We start from the raw sequence: 22,563 nt of genomic DNA, 5'->3' as shown, positions 1-22,563 counted from the left end.
TCGAGCTGATCGACCAGGAGCGCTAGCGCCATGAGTCAGCTAAACAAGGACGATGGTCCGGAAATCAATCCGAGCGTGGTCTTTCTTTTCGATCTCGTGAAATGGGTCAGGCAAGGGCGCATCCGGGTGCCCGCCTTTCAACGTTCTTTCGTATGGTCGCGAACGAGCATGCTGGATCTGTTCGACTCCGTGCGTCGGCGCTATCCGATCGGCACTCTTTTGTTTTGGAAGTCATCCACGAGGACAGCCGGGCCGCTGGGCCGCTTCGGCCCTTTCGACCTCTCTCAGACTCAACCATCGGAAACGCTGCTGCTGTTGGACGGCCAACAGCGGCTTACAACCCTGGCTGGCGTACTACTTCGAGGTTCCGGGCTTCCCGAGTTGTCCGACGACGGTGAAGATAGAGAGCGATGGAACATTTACTTCGACGCGAGTGGCGGCCGGACGGACGAGAAGCGGAAAGAGGATAAGAGCCGCGAGGGGGTATTTATGCACCTACCCTCCGACTCCCAGGCCAAGCCATGGCAGGTACCCCTCCATCAGTTGAGCGATACCAATGAGCTTTTTCGCGCCGGCGCGGCCATTTACAACGCTGACAGTTGAGCGATACCAATGAGCTTTTTCGCGCCGGCGCGGCCATTTACAACGCTGACCCTGCGACCCTCGCGGAGGCGGGCGTTAGCAAAGAGGCGCTGGTCGATCGGCTCCAAGGAGTTGCCAGGGCCTTGCAGTCTTACAAAATCCCCATCGTGGAATTCGTGACCGACGATCTGAACCTGGCGGTGGAGAGCTTTACCCGCTTGAATCGGAAGGGCGTCGCCATCGGCGCGGACGAGATGTTCTCAGCTCTGACTTACCAGGCCGGGGCTCAGGGAGGGCGTTTTCACATCGCCAGCGCGATTGACAGCACTCTGGCCGAGATCAAGCAGACCGGGTTCGGCAAGGTTGACCGCGTCCTTGTCCTGCGGGCATTTCTCGTTGCGGCGGATCTTGACCCTTATCGTACGGACTGGAGCAAGCTTGGGACCGACCGGCGGGAAACCGTAGCCAGCAGGCTGCCGGAAGCCATGCGCCGAGCTCGGGAGGGCTTGTTGCACGGGATCGACCTGTTACGGGATGAGCACATCCACAACGCCCGTATGCTGCCCTATGGGCTTCAATTGGTGGGTCTGAGCGCCTGGCTTGGTGAGGATCCCAACCCAAGTGGCGAGGCCCGGCACCTGCTCCGACGATGGTTGTGGCTCACCGGATTTGCGAGCTGGTTTGGTCAGGGGAATCCATCCCGCTACGCCACGGTTCTCGCCGAGTTGCGCGACCGAGCCCGGGAAGTGCGCAAGAAAGGGGCGGCAGTACCGTCTGAGCTTCGAAATCTTCCTTGGGACACTCGGACTGAACCCTTTCCGGAGCGCTATGACCTACGCAGCGCCCGGGTAAGAACCCTCCTCTGCCTGCTGGCTAGAAAATGCGTTTTGTATCCGGATGGATCGCGCAAAGACGCGCGAGCCATCGCCGACGATTTCGCACGGAACGGCCCCGAAGCCATGCGCACCATTTGGGTTTCGTCGCAATCACTGCTGAGATCCAGCCCTGCCAATCGAATGTTCGATGTCTTTAGAGAGGAGCGCGGTCAGGCCCGCGCCATTTTCCGACGGATCGATTTAACTGATCCCCAGGCGTTTTTCGAATCACATCTGCTGCCCTATCCCCTGGACGATGCCCTGAAGAACCCCGACAGAATGGATGAGGTGCTCAGCCGGCGCTTGGCAGACATGATCCGTCTGGAGCGGGATTTCATGTCCGACTTGGGAATTCAACCACCGGCGTCCGCCCAGCCGGGGGCGAGTATTGTTGATCAAGACGACGACGCTCCCTTGCCGAGCCCGGACGCTGATGAAGTGTGAGATCCCCCCGAAAATTTGGTCGCTCCAACAAACGCATGGGGTCTCACAGGCCATCGACTCATTCACACTTAGGCGAGGGGGCGGAGGTCAATAGCCAGGCGCGGAACGCCCGTCGCGCGTTCGCTGCCGATCGAATCCGAATCCTGTCTCTCCGAAGCGCAGGGTGGGACTCGCGAGCGGCTGAAAGAGAGGACAACCGGGGACGTACCACGGTTTCCGCTACGGTCCCCGATGGTCCAGGAGCTAGCCGCTGCCGGCGAGATCCTGTCCGGCAGTCCGTTCTCGCCGGTGTTACTGATCGGGCGAGGGCAAAAAAGATATGGGTCTCGTATCGCTGACAGAAAGAAATGACTAATCGGCAGGTGGAACCGAGCCAAAAGCGCGCGCACAGCTCCGCGGGTATCCTCTAGGTTGCGCCATCGCGTGGTTCGGGTCGCTCGACTCTTCTCTTAATGCCGGAAACACAAAGAGGTAAACCATGGCCGCTGCGAAAGAAAGAATGGCTGATGTGATCGAGAATCAGCCTGAAGATGCAAGGTATGAAAAAAATTCTCAGAGAGTTCGCGTTTGAGAAAATGGTGTCGTCGGGATTAAACGATTCAAGGGAGAAGAAGATGATCTCGAATGACGAAATGAAGCGAAGGATTGGCGCATGGCGGAAATAAGCTGGACAGAGGAGACTGGCTCCGAAACATCGGGCAAATGGGTCAAGTTTTGCCTCTTGCCTCTTGCCTCTTGCCTCGTCGATGCGAGCTGCGCGCGCGACGCGGTTCGACCCATCGGAATCGCGCCCTTAGCGCCGGCCGTCGGCCAAGCCGGCGGCCGATAAGCCGCGCTTTGCCCGGACTGCAACGAGGCGATTGCGGCCGCCTTTGCCAGCCAGCGGCGGCGCCACGTTGAAGGAGATCGGTGATCAGTACTGCGGGCTCCCCGACGCGCGGATAAACCGCATGGCTCGCCGTCGCGAGATGTCCCTATGTTCGAGTATCCTCCTACCAGCCGATGCCCGTCTCGGGATGGGGCCGATCAGGAATCGCCGTCATTCACTGCATGAGCTTGAGCGCGATGCTTAAGGGGTGTCTACGATGTCAAGTGCAGCGCGTAATTCCTCGGCGGTTTGCGGGATGACCAATCTTGCCGCCGGCGAACCATCCGCATCGAAAACGACCACGACGGCATCCTCCATGCCATGTCTCCTGGCAAATGCCTGCCCATCAGGATGGCCGAGATGGGCCGCAAGAAACGCGATCCTGCCCTCGTAGTCAGACCGAACGGTGTTGATCAGGTCCATCACCTCGCCGCCTGCGAGATAGTTTTTATCACGGGCTACCACCAGTGCTGGAGTCCCCTGGCCGATGCCCGACAGATCCGTAGAAAAGGCCCCGCGAGGGAGCTGCGTTACGAGCAGTGCCAACACACCGACGACCACGCACACGGTGATCAGCACTCCGGGCCAGCGCGGTTTTTTTGGTGTGGGTTTTGTCTTGTTGTCCATCGATCCACCTCTGTATCCGTTGCCTTGAGTTCGGCGGACTGAAGTCCGCCTGCCCCGGGGCCGGTTGAAACCGGCGAACCCGAAGATGGACCCGGCGCTGCACAGCCTACGGCAATCGAAGGTCGGAGTGGGATGCCGACTGCCGCTTCGAGCATCCCACTCCGGACAATCGCTGAAGACCGCGCTCGGGTGCGATAGACTGAGATGGAGTCCGCGCCATCGGGCTTGACGCGACACCCGATCTACGCCACCAACCCACGCCGAGCCTACCATGCCCCGTCCGATCCGTGCCCGCATTCATCTGGATGCGGTCCGCCACAATTATCGCCAAGCCAAGACCCTGGCGCCGGGCGCGCAGGCGCTCGCCGTGGTCAAGGCCAACGCGTACGGGCACGGCGCGGTGGTGGTTGCGCGTGCCCTTGCAGATGAGGCCGACGGTTTTGCGGTCGCCTATCTCGAGGAGGCGATGGAGCTTCGGGAATCCGGCATCCGCGCGCCTATCCTGCTGCTGGACGGGGTCTTCTCGCCCGACGAGATGACGATCCTGGATCGGGCGGGCCTGACCCCGGTGATCCACAGTCGCCTGCAATTGGACTGGCTGCTCGATGCCCGGCCCAAGCGTCCGCTCGATTGCTGGCTCAAGATGGATTCCGGGATGCATCGGATGGGGTTTGCGCCGGAAGACTTCGCCGCTGCCTATGCCGAGCTTGCGGATTGTCCGCATGTGCGTGGCCTGGTTTTGATGTCGCATTTCGCCCGCGCCGACGAGCCAGATCATGACTACACCGAGCAGCAGATGCGGGTCTTCGAGCAGGCGACCGCAGACATGCGCGCGCCCCGCAGCCTCTCCAACTCGGCGGCCGTGCTCGCTTGGCCGCGCGCGCATGGCGACTGGACACGACCGGGGATCATGCTCTACGGCGCCTCGCCGCTGGGCGACGAGCACCCCTCTGCCGCCACGCTTCGCCCGGCGATGACGCTGGAGTCCGCGCTCATCTCGGTGCGGGATCTTGACGCCGGCGAGCCGGTCGGCTACGGCGGACGCTTCGTCTGCAAGCGTCCGACCTGCGTCGGGGTCGCTGCGGTCGGCTACGCGGACGGCTATCCGCGTCACGCCCCGGACGGGACGCCGGTCGCGGTCAGGGGCCGCATGACCCGTATCATCGGCCGTGTGTCCATGGATCTCGTGACCCTTGACTTGACCGGGATCGAAAACGCCGCCATCGGCGATCCGGTCGAGCTTTGGGGCGTACAGGTCTCGGCCAACGCCGTCGCCGAGGCGAGCGGAACCATCGCCTATCAACTCTTCACCAACATCAACAGACGCGTCCCCTTGGTCTACGAGGACGGCTAGCCCCGACGCGAGCTGACGGGCGCGCCTTCGGCGGGCGTTCGACCCGCCCGGTCTAGTCGAGTCTGCCTTGAGGGTCTTGCGACCTGACCGGAAGAATCGCATAATGCGCGCCGCTCTCCGATGATCTATTGCGATAGGGTCCCGAGAGCACGTGTTCGGCCACAGAGGCTTGCTTTTGTATGGACAGTTGGAGTCGACAGCAGACAGGCGTGAAGGTCAGTCGTGACCCGGCGCGCGCGTCGCACCAGCGTCTTTCGGACGAGCCCTCCAACACGGTCATTTGACCCGACACTCGGCTCGACCGGACGTGCGGCGACCTTGCCGGCACGGATGGAAGAGCATCCATCGGATCCAAAGCCAAGCGATCCCTGCCCCGAGACGGCGGACTAGGATCGACCCCGGCATTCCGCTGCAAGCGGTCGTTGGATCTCGCCAGCCGTTCCGGCTCGCCGATCTCTCGCTCTGCTCTACCCGAGACTCCAGCATCCGACTGGGTGCCGGCGGTAGCCGGCTTTGGTTGTCCTGAATGCGCGCGTCGAGCCGCCCGAGGGTCGACGGTCGCCTTTTCAGGCTCAATGGACCTCTGACCGCGCCTTGCAGCGTCGAGGAGAATCCGGTGATGGAGTTGATGAACAACACCTTGAATCCTTCCCAGCAGTTCACCGCCCCCGTGGCGTCCGAATCGCGTTCCGACGAGTCTGCGGAGCAGGTCGCCGTGACGGTGCGTCGCGCCTGCGGTCGCGGCGAGTACGACGCGGCGCGTCTGCGGTTTCTGCGCTTACGCGAACCTTCTCAGGTTCAGCTCCTGGGAGATATCCCGCGCTCCGAGGCGGTGCGACTCGCCGGCGGGCTGCCGTCCTACACGGTGGCGCGTTTGTGCGAGCGGGTGCCCAAGACCTTGCGTCGGGCGATCGTGCAGGCGCTGCCCGAGGGCAAACGGCACGGGGTGTCGGTTATCCTCGACTATCGTCGGCGCATCTAGCACCGATGCAGCGCTTCGTCCCCGGCCAGCGCTGGCTGAGCGAGACCCAAGGCGAGCTCGGCCTCGGTCAGGTAGTCGCCGTCGACGGGCGTCGTGTCGAGATCGCCTATCGGGCGACCGGCGAGGAGCGCATCTATGCCCTGCCGGATCCGCCCTTGGTGCGTCTGGAGCTGACGGCGGGCGAGCATGTGCGTGATCGAGAGGGTCGGGATCTGACGATCCTCTCGGTCGCGAGTCACGCGGGCCTCATGACGTATGAGTGCGAGGATCTCCAGGGCGCTGTCATCACGCTTCCCGAGTCCGAGCTGGACGACCGGCTCAGGTTCAACCGGCCGCATCAGCGTCTCCTGTCCGGGCGGCTCGACCCGGATCATTGGTTCGATCTGCGCTGGCGGACCTGGCTACAGGGGATGCGCGAGGCCGACTCGCCGGTGCGGGGTCTGGTCGGCGCGCGGGTCGGGCTGATCCCGCATCAGCTCGAGATCGCCGCCGAGGTGGCACGACGCGACGCCCCGCGCGTGCTCCTGGCCGACGAGGTCGGGCTCGGCAAGACCATCGAGGCCGGGCTGATCCTGCATCGCATGCTGCTGACCGGGCGTGCGCAACGGGTGCTTGTGATCACGCCCGAGCCCTTGCTCCATCAGTGGCTGGTGGAGATGCGGCGCCGCTTCAACCTGCGCTTCGCGCTCTTCGATCACGAGCGCTTCGAGTCCATCTCCGAGCCCAACCCCTTTCTCGCCGATCAGCAGGTCCTCTGCAGCCTCGATTGGATCGTCCGGTCAGACGCGGCGAAACGGGCGCTCGTCCAGGGTCAATGGGACCTGCTCGTGGTCGACGAGGCACACCACCTGGATTGGTCGGAAGCCGCCGCCAGCCCCGAATATCGTCTGGTCGCCGACCTGGCCGAGCGCACGCCGGGCGTACTGCTCCTGACGGCAACACCCGAGCAGCTGGGCCGTGCGGGTCACTTCGGCCGGTTGCGGCTGCTGGATCCGCAGCGTTTCCGGGACTACCCGTCCTTCCTCGCCGAGGAGGCGGGCTATGCGCCCGTCGCGACCGCCGCCGCGCACCTGCTTGAAGGGCGGGTGCTCGACGACGCCGATCGGGCCCTGATCGCCTCTCTTTTGGGCGACCTGGACGGGTTGGACGCGGAGACCATCATCCAGCGTCTGCTCGACCGCCACGGCACCGGGCGGGTCATGTTCCGCAACACCCGTGCGGCCATCCCGGGGTTTCCGGGGCGCGATCTGCTGCCCTATCCCTTGCCGGAGCCTGCCGCATACCGGGCGCTTGCGAGCCACGCGGCCGAACGGCTCGCACCCGAGCGCACGCACGGATCCGCCTGGTCGGACGTCGACCCGCGCGTCGATTGGCTCATCGAACTGCTCCGAGGGCTCCGCCCCGCGAAGCTGCTGCTCATCTGCACCGCGGCCGACACGGTCCTGGATCTGCGGGATGTGCTGTTGCGTCGTGCCGGCATCCATGCGGCCGTCTTCCACGATGAGATGGAGATCCGCGAGCGCGACCGGGCGGCGGCCTATTTCGCGTCGATCGATGACGGGACCCAGATCCTGCTCTGCTCCGAGATCGGCAGCGAGGGGCGCAACTTTCAGTTTGCCCATCATCTGGTGCTGTTCGACCTGCCGCTGGATCCGGACCTGCTCGAGCAACGCATCGGTCGGCTCGATCGGATCGGGCAAACCCGCCGGGTGCAGATCCATGTCCCCTATCTCGCGGGCGGTCCTGGCGAGGTCCTGTTCCGGTGGTATGCCGAGGGCCTGCACGCCTTCTCGACCATCTGTCCCGCCGCGCCGGCCGTCTACGCGCGGCTGCGCGAGGACCTGATGGCGGCGCTGGCGGATCCGCAAGGCACCGACGCCTTGATCGCGGAGGCCCGAGCGCTGAGTGCACGCATCAATGCCGAGCTGGCCGCGGGGCGCGACCGTCTCCTCGAGCTGCACTCCCACCGTCCCGAGCGCTCCGCCGCCTTGGTCGAGGCCATCGAGCATGCCGATGCCGACGAGGACTTGGCCGACTATCTCAAGCGTTTCTGGGACGGTTTCGGCGTCGAGCACGAGTCCGCGCCGAGCCAAGCGTTGGTGGTGCGCCCGGGGGCGCACATGCTCCAGGAGACCTTCCCCGAGCTGCCCGAGGAGGGCGTAACCCTCACCTTCGACCGCGCGACCGCACTCTCGCACGAGCACTGGGAATTCATGACCCGCGAGCACCCGATGGTGCGTGCGGCGATCGAGCTTCTGAGCGCATCCGACCTCGGGACCTCCGCCCTGACGATCGTCCGTGACGTGCGCTTCAAACGCGCCAGCCTGCTGCTCGAGGCACTTTATATCGCCGAGTGTCAGGCCCCGGCCCATCTGGAGGCAGGCCGTTTCTTGCCGCCGACCCTGCTGCGGCTTCTGATCGACGAGTCCGGCGCCGATCTGGCCGAGACGATCCCGCACGAGGACCTGCAGGGGCATTGTCTCAACCATAACCACAAACTCGCCCGCACACTGCTGGAGTCGCGGGGCGAACGGCTGGTCTCCATGATCGAGACCGGCGAGCATTTGGCGCGCGAAGCCGTGTTCGACCTGCGCCGGGATGCGACCGCACGGATGCAACATCTCCTCGGCGAAGAGCTGGACCGTCTGCGCGCCCTAGCGCGGGTCAACCCGAACGTGCGCCCGGACGAGATCAACACGCTCGAAGACAGACGCGAACAGCTCGCCCAGGCCCTGGCGAAGACCCATCTGAGACTGGACGCGCTACGCCTGATCGTCACCGGTTGAACCGCGCCCGGCGCGTCCCGCAATTCCAGTGCCGGTCCGCGCCGGTATGTCGAATTGCAGTCGACCCGCCGGTCGTCAAACCGGGCGGAATCCCAATCGACGTCGGGATCGCCGCGTCAACGGTTCGGACCGAAGTCGAACCCTAGGCATCCTTTTGTTTCAACAGCGCTTTGAGGCGTTCGACCTCGGCGAGGGCGGCTTCCTTGGCCTGGGATTCGATCTCCTTTGCCCGGAGCGCGGCTTCCTTGGCCCGGGATTCGATCTCCTTTGCCTGGAGTGCGGCTTCCTTCGCCCGTCGCTCGGCCTCCGTAGCCTGTCGCTCTGCTTCCTTGGCGGCCCGCGCCTCGTCGAGCTCACGTTGGATCCCACGCTGCTGACGCAGGAATTCCTGACGCGCCTGATAGGCGTGATAGGCGCGTTCTTTCTCGGAGAAGGCGTTCAAGGTACTCATGGCTTGCCTCATCTCGGTGGTGTGCATCCACTCGGGCAGCGTGGTCTCATCGAAGCGCTCGGCTTCCTTGAAGAATTTTAGCCAACGTTCACGCTCGGTTTCGACCTGTGCAGCCGCAAATTTGTTCACCTCCAAGACCCAGATGCTGCCGTGGTCGATTAGATCGTATCCCCGATCGTCGCGCATGCGGTAGCGGCACGCATAGGCGGCATCATCCCGCCGCAGCGATTGATCGAGAATCCAGATCGCATACGTGGGCTTGAGCTCGCGATGGTCCTGTCCGCTCTGAAGCTGTTGGCTGTACAGATCGGCCCAGCCGTAGAGAATGCGCGAGGCGAGATCCGCGAAGACCAGCAACTGGATCTCGATCTGGAACAGTCGCCGCGCCGCATCGCGGGCCTTCACGTCGACGATGGTCAGCTTGTCCGAGAAGCTCTCGCGCTCGTTGTACGGATTGAGGATCTCGACCTCGATGATCGGAGCGGGCAGATCGTCGATCAGCACGGCATTGAGAAAGTGGATCAACAGCGCACGGTTGTCCTCCGAGCCGAGTAGGGCCTTGAAGACGCAGTCGACTTTGGGATCGATGGGGTGGCGCATGGCGCGAGTGTAAGGCGCCGAACCCGCGTTTACAAATCGTGTCCGCGAGCGGTTCGCCTCCCAACCCTGGGATCGTCGACTTGCAGTCGACTCCCCGGCCGCCAAGCCGGCGCCGCCCGCCGATGACCTCGCGGCGACAGATCGCGCCCACCCAAACCCGGTACGCATTCCGCACCCCATGATCCTAACGCCCGTTCCGGATCGCGCCAATTGCCTGCACCCGACGAGAAAGTTTGGCACAATGCCCAACGACCCAAGCCGAGCAGGCGCCTGTTCAAAAGCGGATGGAACTGCGATGGACCCGAAAACGAAACCCCCGCGGCCACCCGATCCCGGCCAGTCCCCGCATCCTGCGTCACACGACGGCAGCGAAGGCGCGGACGACGGGTTCAGCGCGTCCTGCCGCATCGGCGCTCGGGTCATGATGGCTTCACCGGAATGCATCGCGGATCCCCGGTGCCGAACCTGACGCACATCCCGCTCAAGCTCACCTACCGCACCGGTCGCGACGACCTGGTGCACGACTTCTTCGTCCCCTGTCTTGAAACCGCGTTGCTCTACCGCCGCGCGGCGGGCTACTTCACCAGCGCCGGGCTCGCCCTCGCGGCCCGCGGAGTCGCGAGCCTGGCACTTCGGCGCGGACACATGCGCCTGGTCGTCTCCCCGCACCTGGAGCCCGACGACTGCGCCGCCCTGGAGCGTGCCCAAGAGAACTCCGCCGCCGTTTTGCGCACGATCGCCGCCCGCAGTTTGGCGGAGATCGAAGACGTTCTGATCAAGGATCGGCTCAACGCCTTGGCCTGGCTCGCCGCGGCCGGATTGTTGGAGAGCAAGCTTGCCATGCGGGTCAATCACCAGGGCGGTTATGCCCGAGGACCTTTCCACGCATCGTTTCGGCCACATCGGCAGTGTCCAGGTCGCCGACCGCGACCGCACGGGTACGCCGACTTTAGTCGGCCCCCCGAGCACGCCCGCACGGCGGACTGAAGTCCGCCTCCCCGGGGGCCGACTGAAGTCGGCGTACCCGGGTGTGGGGCCGAAGTCTTGCGTCCGGTTGGGGAACCCAAGAGGCATGTGACGAGAGGATGGCCAAAGCCTCGTTGTCGTCATCGGATTCCGGACGAACACGACAACGACAACGACAACGACAACGACAACGACAACGACAACGACAACGACAACGACAACGAAAAATTCTGCGACGCTTTGCTCAAGTCTGGCGGCATCAAGGACTCGATGCCTTCCAGGCACTCGCTGCCGGGATGACTATTGGGCGTTCTTCGGTCTTGTTGCTGGCGGTAGATGTAAGCATCCCAAGCGTCGGGGACGAAACGGATCCCGCGCACGATCAACCGCCGTCCGTGTCGAGCAAGGCTCGTGGCTGGGCCTCGCACGCCTGATCCTGCCGAATCGCGCAGGCCAATGCCTCGGAATTGGCGGGTGTCGAGGGAAGATTCAGGGTCTCCACCAGGCTGTTGTAGTGGTCGAGGGACATCACCGCGGCATCGCCTTCGGCATCGCGACGGCTGATAATGGTCACGTCCGCATCCCGAACGACATCATCCAGCATGGATTTCAGGGCGTTGCGCGCATGGGAGTAGGCGACGACTTTCACGGCATCAGACCTGTTCAAGAACTTGGTCAAGTCTACCGTCCTCGCGGCAGAATCGGCGAGAGTCGGAGTCTTCTCGGTTTAAGGCGTTGAATAATAAGAACTTCTAAACCGCGTCTCCAGTGAGGCCGAAGAAGTCGCCGAAGCCAGACACAGAATGAGAACGACGCATTTCACTCTGGACGCGGTTTAGATCCGGCATCCTCCCGACGAGCGTGGCACGCCCGCCTTCACCCCGTCGCCGACGGTGGATCCGTCGGCGATCGGGCGACCCGCCTATCCGCCCGCCTCGGTGGCCTTGGTCTCGGCCGTCGGCTGCAGGCCGGGGTCTTCATCCGCGTCCTCCGGTTTCGACTGGATCCAGGCTTGTCCTTTTTCGCCGAGCCACTGGAACATGACGTAGAGGGCGGGGATGAGCAGGATGCCGAAGATCACGGCGAAGAGCATGCCGCCGAGCACGGTGGAGCCCAGGTGAATACGGGCGTTGGCGCCCGCGCCGGTCGCGAGCACCAAGGGCAGCAAACCGATGATGAAGGCGAGCGCGGTCATGAGCACGGCGCGAAAGCGCATGTGCGCTGCGATGAGGGCCGCGTCCAGCAGGCTCTTTCCGCCTTCGCGCTGCTCCTTGGCGAACTCCACGATGAGGATGGCGTTCTTGCCGGCGAGGCCGATCAAGAGGACCAGGCCGATCTGGGTGTAGAGGTCGTTGTCGAGCCCGGCGAGCCAAAGGGTCACCGCGGCGCCCAGGATGGCGACGGTCACCGAGGCTAAGACGGCGAAGGGGATGGACCAACTCTCGTACAGGGCGACCAGGAAGAGGTACCCGAAGAGGACGGCCAAGCCGAAGATGGCGATCTCTCCGCCTGCACTCTGTTGGGATTCCTGCAGGGACAGGGCGGTCCATTCGAAGCCGTACCCCTCGGGGAGGGCCTTCTTGGCGGCCTCCTGCATGGCGTCCATGGCGTCGCCCGCCGAGTGTCCGGGGGCTGGACTGCCGCTGATCATCGCCGTGAGGAACTCGTTGTAGCGGAAGACCAGGTCTGTTCCCAGCTGCTCGCGGATGGTCGCCAAGGTGCCGATGGGGACCATGGCGCCGCTGGTCGAGCGAACATAGGCGCCTGCCAGATCGTCCACCGTCATGCGTGCATTTTGGTCGGCCTGGACGTTGACCTGATAAGTCTGCCCCTGATAGGTGAAGTTGTTGACGTAGGTGCTGCCGAAGGTGGCCTGGAGGGTGTTGAAGACGTCGGCGACCGGCACGTCCATGTACTGCGCCTTGGTTCGGTCAAGCTCCAGGTAGAGCTGCGGGACATCGGCGCTGAAGGATGAGTAGGCCCGCCCGATGCGCGGGTCCTGTTGGGCCGTGGCGATTAGACCCTGCAGCGTCTGGGTCAGCTCCATCGGGGACTGCCCGCCGAGGGCCTCGAGCTGCATGGTGAAGCCGCTGGCCTGGCCGAGGCCGGGGATGGGCGGCGGCGGGAAGAGGAACACCGTGGCCTCGGGGATGGCGCTCATCTGCCCTTGGAGGCTTTCCAGAAGCCCCTTGATCCGCAGCTCCGGGGTGGTGCGCTTGTCCCAGGGATCCAGGACGATGACGCCCATGCCGCTGTTGGACGAGGGGGCGCTGGTGAGCATGCTGTAGCCCGAGACCGTCATGACGTTGGCGACACCGGGCGTGCGCGCGGCGATCTCCTGGACTTGGGTGAGCACATCCGTGGTGCGCGGCAGGGCGGAGCCGCTGGGCAGGCTAACGTCGACGAAGAGCACGCCTTGGTCTTCGTTGGGGATGAAGCCGGTGGGCAGGCGGTCGAGGAGCAGCACTGCCGCGGTCCCGATGAGGATGATCAGCAGGCCCGCGATCGGGGCGCGCCGGGCGAAGATGCCGACGATGCCGACATAACCGTCGCGGGTCTTGTCGAAGCCTGTGTTGAACCAGGCGAAGGGTCCGCGTTTCGCCGCCTTCGGCTTGCGCAGCACGAGCGAGCAGATGACCGGGGAGAGCGTCAGCGCGTTGAGCGCGGAGATGGCCACTGCCGCGGAGATGGTCAGCGCGAACTGGCGGAACATCTCGCCCGAGATGCCGGGCAGGAAGGCGACCGGCGCGAAGATCGCAAAGAGCACCAGGGTGGTGGAGATGATGGGGCCGGTGACCTGCTCCATGGCCTTGAGGCTGGCCGCGCGTCGGTCGAGCCCTTCTTCGAGCATGAGACGCTGGACGTTCTCCACCACGACGATGGCGTCGTCGACGACCAAGCCGATGGCTAAGACCACCGCGAAGAGACTGATGGTGTTGGCCGAGAATCCCGCCGCGAGCAGGACGACGAAGACACCGATCAGAGACACCGGGATGGTCAAGGCCGGGACGATGGTCGCGCGCAGGTCCTGCAGAAAGATGAAGACGACCAAGAGCACGATCACCGAGGTGATGCCCAGCGTGAAGATGATCTCCTGGATCGACGCCTTCACGAAGAGGGTCGAGTCGTAGATGACCTCGGCCTCCACACCGGCCGGGAAACGGGTCTTCAATGTTTCGAGCTCGGCGCGGACCGCCTCGGCGACGTCGAGCGCATTGGCCTGGGGCGATTGGTAGATGCCGATCGCGGCGGCGGGCTTGCCGTTCAGATAGGAGATCTGGGTGTAGGCCTCGGCACCCAGCTCGACCCGGGCGATGTCCTTCACGCGCACGATGGCGCCGTCCTCCCCGGTACGCACCACGATCTGCTCGAACTCGCTCGGCTGGACGAGCTGGCCTTCGGTCACGATCGCGTACTGGAGGACCTGATCGTCCGCGATGGGCGGTCCGCCGATCTGTCCGAGTGCGGCCTGCAGGTTCTGGGCTTGGATGGCACTGATGACGTCGCTGGGAGCGATCCCGAGCGCGGACATCAGCTCGGGCTCGAGCCAGATGCGCATGGAATAGTTGAGCGGGCCGAAGAGGCTGGCCTCGCCGACGCCCGGGATGCGCGCGACCTCGTTTTGGATGTTGATGGTCGTGAAGTTGGACAGAAAGATCGGGTCCTTGCTGCCGTCCGGGGAGAAGACGTTGATGAAGAGCAGCAGGTTGGTGGACTCGGCCTGCACCGTGATGCCCAGCGCCTGGACCTCTTGGGGTAGCTGCGCGAGGGCTTGGGAGACCCGGTTCTGGGTGTTGACCTGGGCGATGTTCGGGTCCGTGCCGACCTCGAAGGTGACCGTCAGGTTATAGGTGCCCGCGGAGGAGGCGGTCGATGACATGTAGATCATGCCTTCCACGCCGTTGACCTGCTGCTCGATCGGGCTGCCGACGGTGTCGGCGATGGTCTGGGCGTCCGCGCCCGGGTAGCTGGCCGTGACTTGCACCACCGGCGGGACGATGTTCGGATACTGAGAGACCGGGATGTTGAAGATCGACAGCAGTCCGGCCACCACGATGATGGTCGAGACCACTGCCGCAAGGCGTGGTCGATCGACGAAGACCTTGGAGATCATGGTCAGCTCCCCGTCTTCGGCGCAGTTTGAGGTGTGGTCTGATCGGCGGAGTCCTTATCAGTCTTGGCAGGCTCTGGCTTGGCAGGCTCGGTGTTCTCCGGCTCTGTCGTCTCGGGCTTGGTGTCGGCGGCTTCGCTCGGGGGTGTCTTGCCGGACGGGGCGTCGCGTGTGCCTTCGCTCTTGGTGCCTTCCGCGTCTTTGGGTGCAGCCGCTTGCGTCGGCGTCACCACCATTCCGGGCTTGATCTTCTGAATGCCCGAGACGACGACGATCTCGCCCTCCTTCAATCCGGCATCGACAACGAAGTCGGTCCCCATCTGGCTGCCCGTTTTGATGGTGCGCAAGGTCACCCGATTGTCGGACCCCACGACATAGACCTGTTTCCCGTCCTTGGTCTGAATCACCGCTCCGGCCGGAATCACGGGCTGGCGCTTCTGCTCGGCGGTGTGGATGAGTGCCGTGATGAACTGGCCCGGCAGCAGCACGCCTTCCGGGTTGGGGAAGTCCGCATAGATGGCGATCGAGCCGGTGCTGGCGTTGACCTGGTTGTCGACGAAGGCGATCGTCCCTGTCTCCCCGTAGGTCGCGCCGGTCGGGAGGATCAGCTCGGGCACGTAGTCTGCGAAGTTCTCTCCCGGGGTGCCGGCCTTCTCCGTGACACGCACGAAGTCCGCGCTCGGGATCGAGAAGACGGCGCGGATCGGATCGAGCTGCACCACGGTGGAGAGGACCTTGCTGTTCGGCCCGACGAGGTTGCCGACGGTGTAATTGGTCGCACCGATGCGCCCGTCGATCGGGCTGGCGATGGTGGTGTATCCGAGGTTGATCTGGGCGGTCTTGATCTGTGCCTGAGCTTGAAGCTCGGCGGCTTTGGCCTTGTCGACGTTTGCCTGGGCCATGTCGCGCTGAGCCCGCGACCGATCGAATTCTGACTGGGAGGTATCGCCCTTCTTCACCAGCGCAGAGAAGCGTTCGAACTGGGCCTGGGCGTCGAGGAGATCCGCTTGCGCTTTGGCGGTCTCGGCGACGGCCGATGCCAACTCTGCGTTTGCCGCATCGAGCTGCGCCTGGAACGGGGGTTGCTCGATCTGGTAGAGGAGCTGTCCGCTCTTCACCAGCGAGCCCTGGTCGAATGCGACCTCGTCCAGGAACCCCTCGACCCGCGCCTGGACGTTGACCTGTTGGATCGCCTGAATGGTCCCGATGAAGCGCCCGTGATGATCCACGAGCTTGGACTCGACCGCGGCGACCACGACGGCCGGCGGGGGCGGGGCCTTCTCGGCGCTACCGTCCGGCGTGTCTGCAGCGAGCACCGTCGAGCCGACCGTCAGGGTCAGCACCGAAGCGGTCAGCGCCGGCAGTGTCGCGTCGAGCCACGAGCCGGCGCGTCGGCCGGATGTTTTGGAATGCGTCGTTCTCATGGGCGATGCCTCTCCTTGGGGGCACGGGGGTATGCGCCGACATCCTCATCCGGGATGCGGGGGCGGCTGGGGGCCAGGCTGGGTGCGGGGCAAGGCGTCCCTGTTCGAGCATCGAGCGATGCCGGGCCGCATCCGTTGGGGTGTCGGCACGGTGACGGGGATGCGGTCGGTCATGATGCTCCGGGAGATGCCTCGGACGGCTGCATGGTGCATGTCGCGATGGCCTGGATTGTACAGCGCAGCAGCGCGGACGGGGACTGAGAGACGCCGAATCATGCGCGGAATGCGATGCGCTCGACAGCTTCGTGCATGCGCAACGCTGATTGTCGCGCGCGAGTGTGCCGCCGGACGGGGCGCTCCTCTGTCGGAGCGGCCCCGGCGATGGTATAAACGCGCCTGTCGATCCCTGATCCCGGCGGGATCGACCGGGCCAATGCAGCATCGCGCCCCGCAGCAGGAGTAGCGCCGCGTTTTCGCGCGCCGCGGTCACTTGATCTCAACCTGTTTCGGCGAGGACATCGATGTCCCCTCAATTGCGCTACCGTTACATGTGGTTCCCGATGCTGCTCGTGCTCGGCCTGGCGCTCTCGGCCGGACGCGTCGCGGCGGCGAGCGAGGAGACGGGTGGGTCTGATTCGCCACCGGCGGCAAAGCAGCCGACCCTTGCCGAGGCGCTGGATCTTCCTTCGATCCCGAACGCGCGCTGCCTGAAGTGTCACAACGACGAGGACGAGAAGACCTCCGAGCGCGAAGACGGCACCGTGATCAACATCTATGTCGATCGGGAGCGCTTCGAGCACAGCGTGCACGGCAGCCAGCCCTGCGTCGGTTGCCACAACACGGTTAAGAAGGCGATCCACGAGATCCCGCTGCCCAAGAGCATCGGCTGCGTGGCCTGCCATCTCAAAGTAGCCGAGATGCAACACGGCAGCTCGGATCCCGAGTACCGGCGGCTTGACGTGGTGCTGTCTCAGATCGACGGCTACATGGCTTCGGTACACGCCCGTCCCAACCTGCTGGATCAGTCCAAGACCAACGCCACCTGCTACGACTGCCACGACGGTCACGACATCGGCACCGTCGGAAGTGCTGCGCGCGCCGAGCATCGGGGCCGGATTCACGAGGTCTGCGGCCGCTGCCACGAGGAGGAGAAGGAGCGCTACGCGACCTCCGTCCACGGCACCGCCGTCATCGAGAAACAAAACGCCGGCTCCGCCATCTGCTCGGACTGTCACACCCCGCACAACATCGACTCGCCCGAGCGGACCAAGGTCAAGCTCGCCATCACCGAGAACTGCGGGAGCTGTCACCAAAAGCAGGTCGAGACCTACGAGAAGTCTTATCACGGCCAAGTGGTGCGTCTGGGCTATACGCACACCGCCAAGTGCTACGACTGCCACGGCAGTCACGGGATCATGGATGTCGATGACCCGGCGTCGAAGGTGCATCCGAACAATCGGTTGGAGACCTGCCGCCAGTGCCACGAGGGCGCGCCCGAGGGCTTCCTCGGCTTTCACGCTCACGGCGACGCCAACGATTTCAAGAACTATCCGGAGATGTGGATTGCCGCCCGGTTCATGGAATTCCTGATCGTCGCGGTTTTCCTCTTCTTCTGGACCCACATGCTCTTGTGGATCTATCGCGAATGGCGCGAGCGCAGGCAGGGCAAGGGCTATCGTGTCGATCCGGCCAATCCGCCGCAGGTCTATTTCAGACGCTTCAGCGGAGGCTGGCGGCTTGCCCACGGTGTGCTGGCGATTGCCGTCATGGTCTTGGTGCTGACCGGCACGGCGGTGCTGTTCGCCGAGCAGGCGTGGGCGCAGTACGTGATGAACCTGCTCGGCGGACCCAAGGTCGCCGCCGTAATCCACCGGGTTGCCGCCGTGACCTTCGCGACCGTCTTCTTCGGTCATCTGATCGTCGTGATCATCAACATCCTACGCGCCGGCAAGGGCTTCCGGTGGTTCGGTCCGACCTCGATGGTGCCCAATCGGCAGGACATCCGCGACATCGGCGCCATGTTCAAATGGTTCTTCGGAATGGCCCCGCGGCCGAAGTTCGACCGCTGGTCCTATTGGGAGAAGTTCGATTACTGGGCGCCGTTCTGGGGCATGATGATCATCGGCCTGAGCGGCCTGATGCTCTGGTTCCCGACCGTGACGGCGTCCTTCCTGCCCGGATGGGTGTTCAATATCGCGACCATCGTGCATGCAGAGGAGGCGATTCTGGCCGCGGTCTTCCTCTTCACCGTGCACTATTTCAACGTCCATTTCCGCCCCGAAAAGTGGCCCATGGACATCGTCATGGCGACCGGCGCCGTGCCTCTGGAGGAGTTCAAGCACGAGCATGCGCTCGAGTACGAGCGGCTTAAGGCGAGCGGTGAGCTTGAGAAGTATCTGATCAAGCCGCCGACCGAGCGGGCGCGCCGAGCCGGGCGCAAGGTCACCGGCTGGATGATCATCATCGGCCTGATCTTGGCGGGGCTGGTGTTGAAGGGTTATTTCGACGTTTTAAGCGGGCACTGAAGGGGCCTTAGGCGGGTCGTCGCGAAGCGGCGACACCCTCGGGATAGACGACTTGCAGTCGTTCTCTTCAGCCGGACCGACGGCCCGCCAGGTCGCGTTCGACGTGACGAACTCGAGAACCGCGCTGAACGCGCTTTGTCGGCTTGCTCGCACCGACCATCGTGGCGCAGAGCGCCAGAGGGCATGCGTGACACCGCAGAGCGGGTGTCACGAGCGACCGAAGGTTTGACGAACTCCGGATCGGTCTCAGATCCCCGGCGAGCGCGCGATGCGGAACCCGATGCTGCGATGGTTGAAGCCGGGGCCGACGCGGCAGCGGTAGGCCGAGCGCATGTAGCCGGCGTAGCCGTACCAGGAGCCGCTTCGCATCACCCGGTGTGCGCAATTGCCTTCCAGCCAGGCGCTGCCGTCGGTGGGTGCGCCTTCGAAACCGCCGTTCCAGCAGTCTTGGGTCAGCTCGTTGACGTTGCCGTGCATGTCGAGCAGACCCCACGGGTTCGGCGGATAGCTGCCGGTCGGCGCCGTGCGGCCCAGATTGACGTCGGTCGGTTGACCGCAACCGGCATACTCGAAGGTGCCGTCGTAGTTCGCCTGGTCGGTACTGATGCAGGCTCCGGTGCTGAAGGGCGTCGTGGTGCCGGCGCGTGCGGCGTACTCCCATTCCGCCTCGGTTGGCAGTCGGTAGTCCTGGCCGGTGAGGCGATTGAGCCAGCGCAGATACTCCTGAATGTCGTTCCAGGAGACATTGATCACGGGGCGATCGCCGCGTCCCCAGCCCTCGTCGGACGGATCCTTGGTGCAGCCGTGATCGAGCACGCAGGTATCCCAGTCCGCGAAGGTGACCTCGCGTTTGCCGATCTCGAAGGCCGGAACACAGACCTCGCGTTGGGGTCCCTCGTCGTCGTCGCGCTCGGGCTCGTCGGGCGGACTACCCATCAGAAAACAGCCGGCGGGGATCGAAACCATGGCGATCTCCGGGGCGAGGCTGAGCTGTAGGGTTTGCTCGGTTCCGGCGGCGACGAAGACCTCCTGCGCGGCCGGGTCGAATCCGTCTCGGCGGGCCTCGATGCGATACTCGCCCGGGGCGAGATGGATCAGGAAGGTCTCCCTGGCCGTGCTCGGCGAGGTGCCTTTGCGCTCGCCGTCGACAAACAACTTCGCGTCTCCGGGGATGGTGAAGATACGCACCGCGCCGGTGGCCTCCGCCGCGAGTGTCGCACCTGGCAACAGCGCGGCCGCGCCCAAGAGCAGGATCGTTGAGTAGCGCACGGGATGGATCCCTCGTGTTCGGGTTGGGGGGGATTGAACCTAGTGCAGCAGGGCAGAGGTGTCGGGACCGTTCGTTGTCGTCATCGATCATCGATACGACAACGACAACGACAACGACAACGAGAATGATCTCGGACGGTCTCGGGATCTCTGCACCGCTCCAACGCTCCACCAGGTTAAATGCGGCGGTCTACCGCCGGCGAACCGGACTGCGCGGCATCACGACGTGCTGATTCTAAACCGCGCGTCTTCTTGCGTCTGTGCCTGTGCGATAATCCGGCGCGATTTTCGATCTTCACATCAGCTCGGATGACGACTGGCGATATGAGCTTTCCCGAGGTCAAGACCGGCAGCCGGCGTTCGCTGTCCTGGCGCGAGCGTCTGCATGCCTATGTGTTGCTGGTGCGCCTGCATCGGCCGATCGGCATCTTCCTTTTGATGTGGCCGGCGCTTTGGGCCTTGTGGCTGGCCGGGGATGGTCAGCCGCCCTGGCAGGTGGTCACGGTCTTCGTGCTCGGGGTCGTGTTGATGCGCTCGGCCGGATGCGCGATCAACGATTTCGCCGATCGCGACTTCGACGGGCATGTCGCGCGCACCCGTGAACGGCCGTTGGCGACCGGCGCGGTCTCCCCGCAGGAGGCGGTGGCGATCTTCGTGATCCTGTCGCTTGTCGCGTTTGGGCTGGTGCTCTTCATGAACTGGCAGACGGTGGCCCTGTCGGTGGTCGCCGCCGCGCTGACCCTGATCTATCCCTTCATGAAGCGCTTCACCCATGTGCCTCAGTTGTTTCTCGGCGCGGCCTTCGGCTGGGCGATTCCGATGGCCTTCACGGCCGTGACCGGTGGTATCCCCGGATACGCCTGGCTCTTGTTCGTCGCAACCCTGATCTGGGCGCTGATCTACGACACCCAGTATGCGATGGTCGATCGCGAGGACGATCTGAAGATCGGGATCAAGTCGACCGCGATCCTCTTCGGCGAGCGGGATCGGCTGATCATCGGGCTGCTGCAGCTGTTGATGCTGGCGCTCTTGGTCTGGATCGGGCTGCTGGCCGAGCGCGGGTTCTTCTTCTTCGGCGGTCTGGCAGTCGCCTCGGGGTTGGCGCTCCATCAGCAGGTCTTGATTCGGGAGCGGGCACCGGCATCCTGCTTCAAGGCGTTCCTGAACAACAACTACTTCGGAATGGCGATCTTCGTCGGACTGGTGCTCGACTACGCCTTTGCCACCGCGGCTTGATCCCGGCCGGATCGGTCGGCCGTGACCAAACGCCGAACTCACTCGAAAGTGAGCATCTCGCTCTGGACGCGGTTTAATGGGATGCCTGGGGATCATCCTCGATGACCCGCGCCTCCGCGTTCGGGAAGCGCGCGACGACCCAATCCGGGAGCTTGGCCTGATTGGCGTGATAGAGGGCATCGGACTCGACGATGATCAGCACGAGCACCGTGGCCATCACGGGGAGGATCCCGATGCCGATCACCAGTGCCCAGACCGCTTCCTTCATCATCCCGCCGTAGGTGTATCCGACCCAGCCGAGCACGACCGCGGTGAGGAGCAGGCTGAGCATCACCAGGAAGATCCGGCTGCGTTTCGCGCAGACCTGCCAGTGACACATGACGTACCAGGAGTCGCGTCCGATACCGCGCTTCGCACGCCAAAGCGTGAAGCCCAGGATGCTGAAGGAGATCGCCGGGATGATGGCCATCACCCAGGGAAAACTTCCGGCCAAGCCGCCCATCGCGACCGCGAGCAGGATGTGGTTGGCGATCAGGTTGGTCAGGAATAATTCGTGCGGGATGTTGGCCTTTTTGATCTGATCCGGGCTGATTTCGAAGCGCATGAGACGGGTGACCTATTCGACTGCTCGGTTGGAAAGACCGGCCGCGCCGGTCTGCGATGATGGGTGTCGATTGCCGCATCGGACTGCAGCGTATCGGCGCGGTTTACACCTGCGTAATGGAACAGACCGGGCAGCTCGGATCGGAAGGCAGGCGTAGGCTTCGCCACTGCATGAGCGCCGCATCCAGCAGCAGGAGGCGCCCGAACAGGGGTTCGCCCAGTCCGGTCAGGATCTTGATCGCCTCGGTCGCTTGAATGCTGCCGATAATGCCCACCACCGGGGCGAGCACGCCGTTGGTCGAGCAGGTCTCGTCGATGCTGGCGTCGCGCGGGTAGAGACACTCATAACAGGGTCCGCCGGGTTGGCCGGAGAACGCGGTGACCTGGCCCTCGAGACGGATGGCCGCGCCGCTGACGAGCGGGACTCCGGCAGCCACGCAGGCTGCGTTCACGGCAAACCGGGTCGCGAAGTTGTCGCAGCAGTCGAGCACCAGATCCACCTCGGCGACGATGTCCGGCAGCGTTTCCTCCACGAGACTGCGCTTGACGGTCACCAGATCCACACCCGGGTTGAGCGCGTCGAGCGCGACGCGGGCGGATTCCGCTTTGGGTCGTCCGATCTGCGCGGTGGTATGGATGATTTGTCGCTGGAGGTTGGACAGGTCAACCGCGTCGAAGTCCGCCAGTACGAGCCGACCGATACCGGCCGCGGCGAGATACATGGCGACGGGCGAGCCCAGTCCGCCGAGCCCGACCACCAGGACGCTGGATGCCCGCAGCCGCTCCTGACCCTCGATCCCGAAGTCGGGCAGCAGGATCTGGCGGCTGTAGCGCAGAAGCTCGGCGTCGGTCATTCGGAG

The 22,563-nt window shown here is 64.2% G+C and carries 16 protein-coding genes; 8 read left to right on the top strand and 8 right to left on the bottom strand.

The features are described from left to right. Nucleotides 1–30 precede the first annotated feature (30 nt). Nucleotides 31–603 (top strand): DUF262 domain-containing protein, encoded by a 573-nt coding sequence (locus BDD21_RS01200; RefSeq protein ID WP_120795589.1) that lies wholly within the window; start codon nucleotides 31–33, stop codon nucleotides 601–603. Then, nucleotides 600–1,901, top strand: coding sequence for a hypothetical protein (locus BDD21_RS01195; RefSeq protein ID WP_120795588.1), 1,302 nt, complete (start codon nucleotides 600–602; stop codon nucleotides 1,899–1,901). The genes BDD21_RS01200 and BDD21_RS01195 overlap by 4 nt, the downstream gene beginning before the upstream one ends. A gap of 1,069 nt (nucleotides 1,902–2,970) precedes the next feature. Here the strand turns inward: BDD21_RS01195 and BDD21_RS01185 are convergent. After that, complete coding sequence (locus tag BDD21_RS01185; RefSeq protein ID WP_120795587.1) at nucleotides 2,971–3,396, bottom strand: hypothetical protein; 426 nt, start codon at nucleotides 3,394–3,396, stop codon at nucleotides 2,971–2,973. A 271-nt stretch (nucleotides 3,397–3,667) separates the two neighbouring features. Between BDD21_RS01185 and alr the strand changes: the two genes are divergently transcribed. The 3 genes from alr to rapA all read left to right on the top strand — a co-directional run bounded on the left by alr (nucleotide 3,668) and on the right by rapA (nucleotide 8,518). Next, the gene (alr, locus tag BDD21_RS01180) at nucleotides 3,668–4,750 is read left to right on the top strand and encodes an alanine racemase (RefSeq protein WP_120795586.1); all 1,083 of its coding nucleotides are present in this window, start codon (nucleotides 3,668–3,670) and stop codon (nucleotides 4,748–4,750) included. A 619-nt stretch (nucleotides 4,751–5,369) separates the two neighbouring features. Further along, complete coding sequence (locus BDD21_RS01175; protein ID WP_120795585.1) at nucleotides 5,370–5,732, top strand: hypothetical protein; 363 nt, start codon at nucleotides 5,370–5,372, stop codon at nucleotides 5,730–5,732. Nucleotides 5,733–5,737: 5 nt separating this feature from the next. After that, a complete protein-coding gene (gene rapA / locus BDD21_RS01170) occupies nucleotides 5,738–8,518 on the top strand; it encodes an RNA polymerase-associated protein RapA (protein ID WP_120795584.1) in 2,781 nt (926 codons plus the stop codon). A 142-nt stretch (nucleotides 8,519–8,660) separates the two neighbouring features. Here rapA and BDD21_RS01165 read toward each other — a convergent pair whose 3' ends face one another. Beyond that, nucleotides 8,661–9,569: an Rpn family recombination-promoting nuclease/putative transposase gene (locus BDD21_RS01165; RefSeq protein WP_120795583.1), complete on the bottom strand. Its 909-nt coding sequence runs from the start codon at nucleotides 9,567–9,569 to the stop codon at nucleotides 8,661–8,663. A 456-nt stretch (nucleotides 9,570–10,025) separates the two neighbouring features. Here BDD21_RS01165 and BDD21_RS01160 point away from each other — a divergent pair, with 456 nt between their 5' ends. Then, nucleotides 10,026–10,556, top strand: a complete 531-nt coding sequence (locus BDD21_RS01160) for a phospholipase D-like domain-containing protein (protein ID WP_211334953.1) — start codon at nucleotides 10,026–10,028, stop codon at nucleotides 10,554–10,556. Nucleotides 10,557–10,917: 361 nt separating this feature from the next. Here the strand turns inward: BDD21_RS01160 and BDD21_RS01145 are convergent, their stop codons facing one another. The 3 genes from BDD21_RS01145 to BDD21_RS01135 form a co-directional block, all read right to left on the bottom strand. Beyond that, nucleotides 10,918–11,214, bottom strand: a complete 297-nt coding sequence (locus BDD21_RS01145; RefSeq protein WP_425470200.1) for a type II toxin-antitoxin system Phd/YefM family antitoxin — start codon at nucleotides 11,212–11,214, stop codon at nucleotides 10,918–10,920. 243 nt (nucleotides 11,215–11,457) lie between these two features. Further along, a complete protein-coding gene (locus tag BDD21_RS01140) occupies nucleotides 11,458–14,649 on the bottom strand; it encodes an efflux RND transporter permease subunit (protein ID WP_120795582.1) in 3,192 nt (1,063 codons plus the stop codon). A gap of 2 nt (nucleotides 14,650–14,651) precedes the next feature. Continuing rightward, on the bottom strand, nucleotides 14,652–16,070 hold the full coding sequence (locus BDD21_RS01135; RefSeq protein ID WP_120795581.1) for an efflux RND transporter periplasmic adaptor subunit: 1,419 nt from the start codon (nucleotides 16,068–16,070) through the stop codon (nucleotides 14,652–14,654). Nucleotides 16,071–16,591: 521 nt separating this feature from the next. Here BDD21_RS01135 and BDD21_RS01130 point away from each other — a divergent pair. After that, nucleotides 16,592–18,595: a cytochrome c3 family protein gene (locus BDD21_RS01130; protein WP_120795580.1), complete on the top strand. Its 2,004-nt coding sequence runs from the start codon at nucleotides 16,592–16,594 to the stop codon at nucleotides 18,593–18,595. Nucleotides 18,596–18,841: 246 nt separating this feature from the next. Here BDD21_RS01130 and BDD21_RS01125 read toward each other — a convergent pair whose 3' ends face one another. Then, the gene (locus BDD21_RS01125) at nucleotides 18,842–19,864 is read right to left on the bottom strand and encodes an SUMF1/EgtB/PvdO family nonheme iron enzyme (RefSeq protein ID WP_120795579.1); all 1,023 of its coding nucleotides are present in this window, start codon (nucleotides 19,862–19,864) and stop codon (nucleotides 18,842–18,844) included. Nucleotides 19,865–20,188: 324 nt separating this feature from the next. Between BDD21_RS01125 and ubiA the strand changes: the two genes are divergently transcribed. Continuing rightward, nucleotides 20,189–21,100 carry a 4-hydroxybenzoate octaprenyltransferase gene (ubiA, locus tag BDD21_RS01120; RefSeq protein ID WP_120795578.1) on the top strand — a complete coding sequence of 304 codons (912 nt, stop codon included), beginning with the start codon at nucleotides 20,189–20,191 and terminating at the stop codon, nucleotides 21,098–21,100. 73 nt (nucleotides 21,101–21,173) lie between these two features. On the opposite strand, the gene BDD21_RS01115 is transcribed toward ubiA, so the two are convergent. Both BDD21_RS01115 and BDD21_RS01110 read right to left on the bottom strand, forming a co-directional pair. Further along, nucleotides 21,174–21,704 (bottom strand): hypothetical protein, encoded by a 531-nt coding sequence (locus tag BDD21_RS01115; protein ID WP_120795577.1) that lies wholly within the window; start codon nucleotides 21,702–21,704, stop codon nucleotides 21,174–21,176. Nucleotides 21,705–21,807: 103 nt separating this feature from the next. Then, nucleotides 21,808–22,557, bottom strand: coding sequence for a HesA/MoeB/ThiF family protein (locus BDD21_RS01110; RefSeq protein ID WP_120795576.1), 750 nt, complete (start codon nucleotides 22,555–22,557; stop codon nucleotides 21,808–21,810). Nucleotides 22,558–22,563: the final 6 nt, after the last annotated feature.

This window comes from Thiocapsa rosea, assembly GCF_003634315.1.
In the GTDB taxonomy this organism is placed as follows: domain Bacteria; phylum Pseudomonadota; class Gammaproteobacteria; order Chromatiales; family Chromatiaceae; genus Thiocapsa; species Thiocapsa rosea.
The sequence above is the reverse complement of the archived record's forward strand: the minus strand, read 5'-3'. Positions and strand labels throughout refer to the sequence as shown.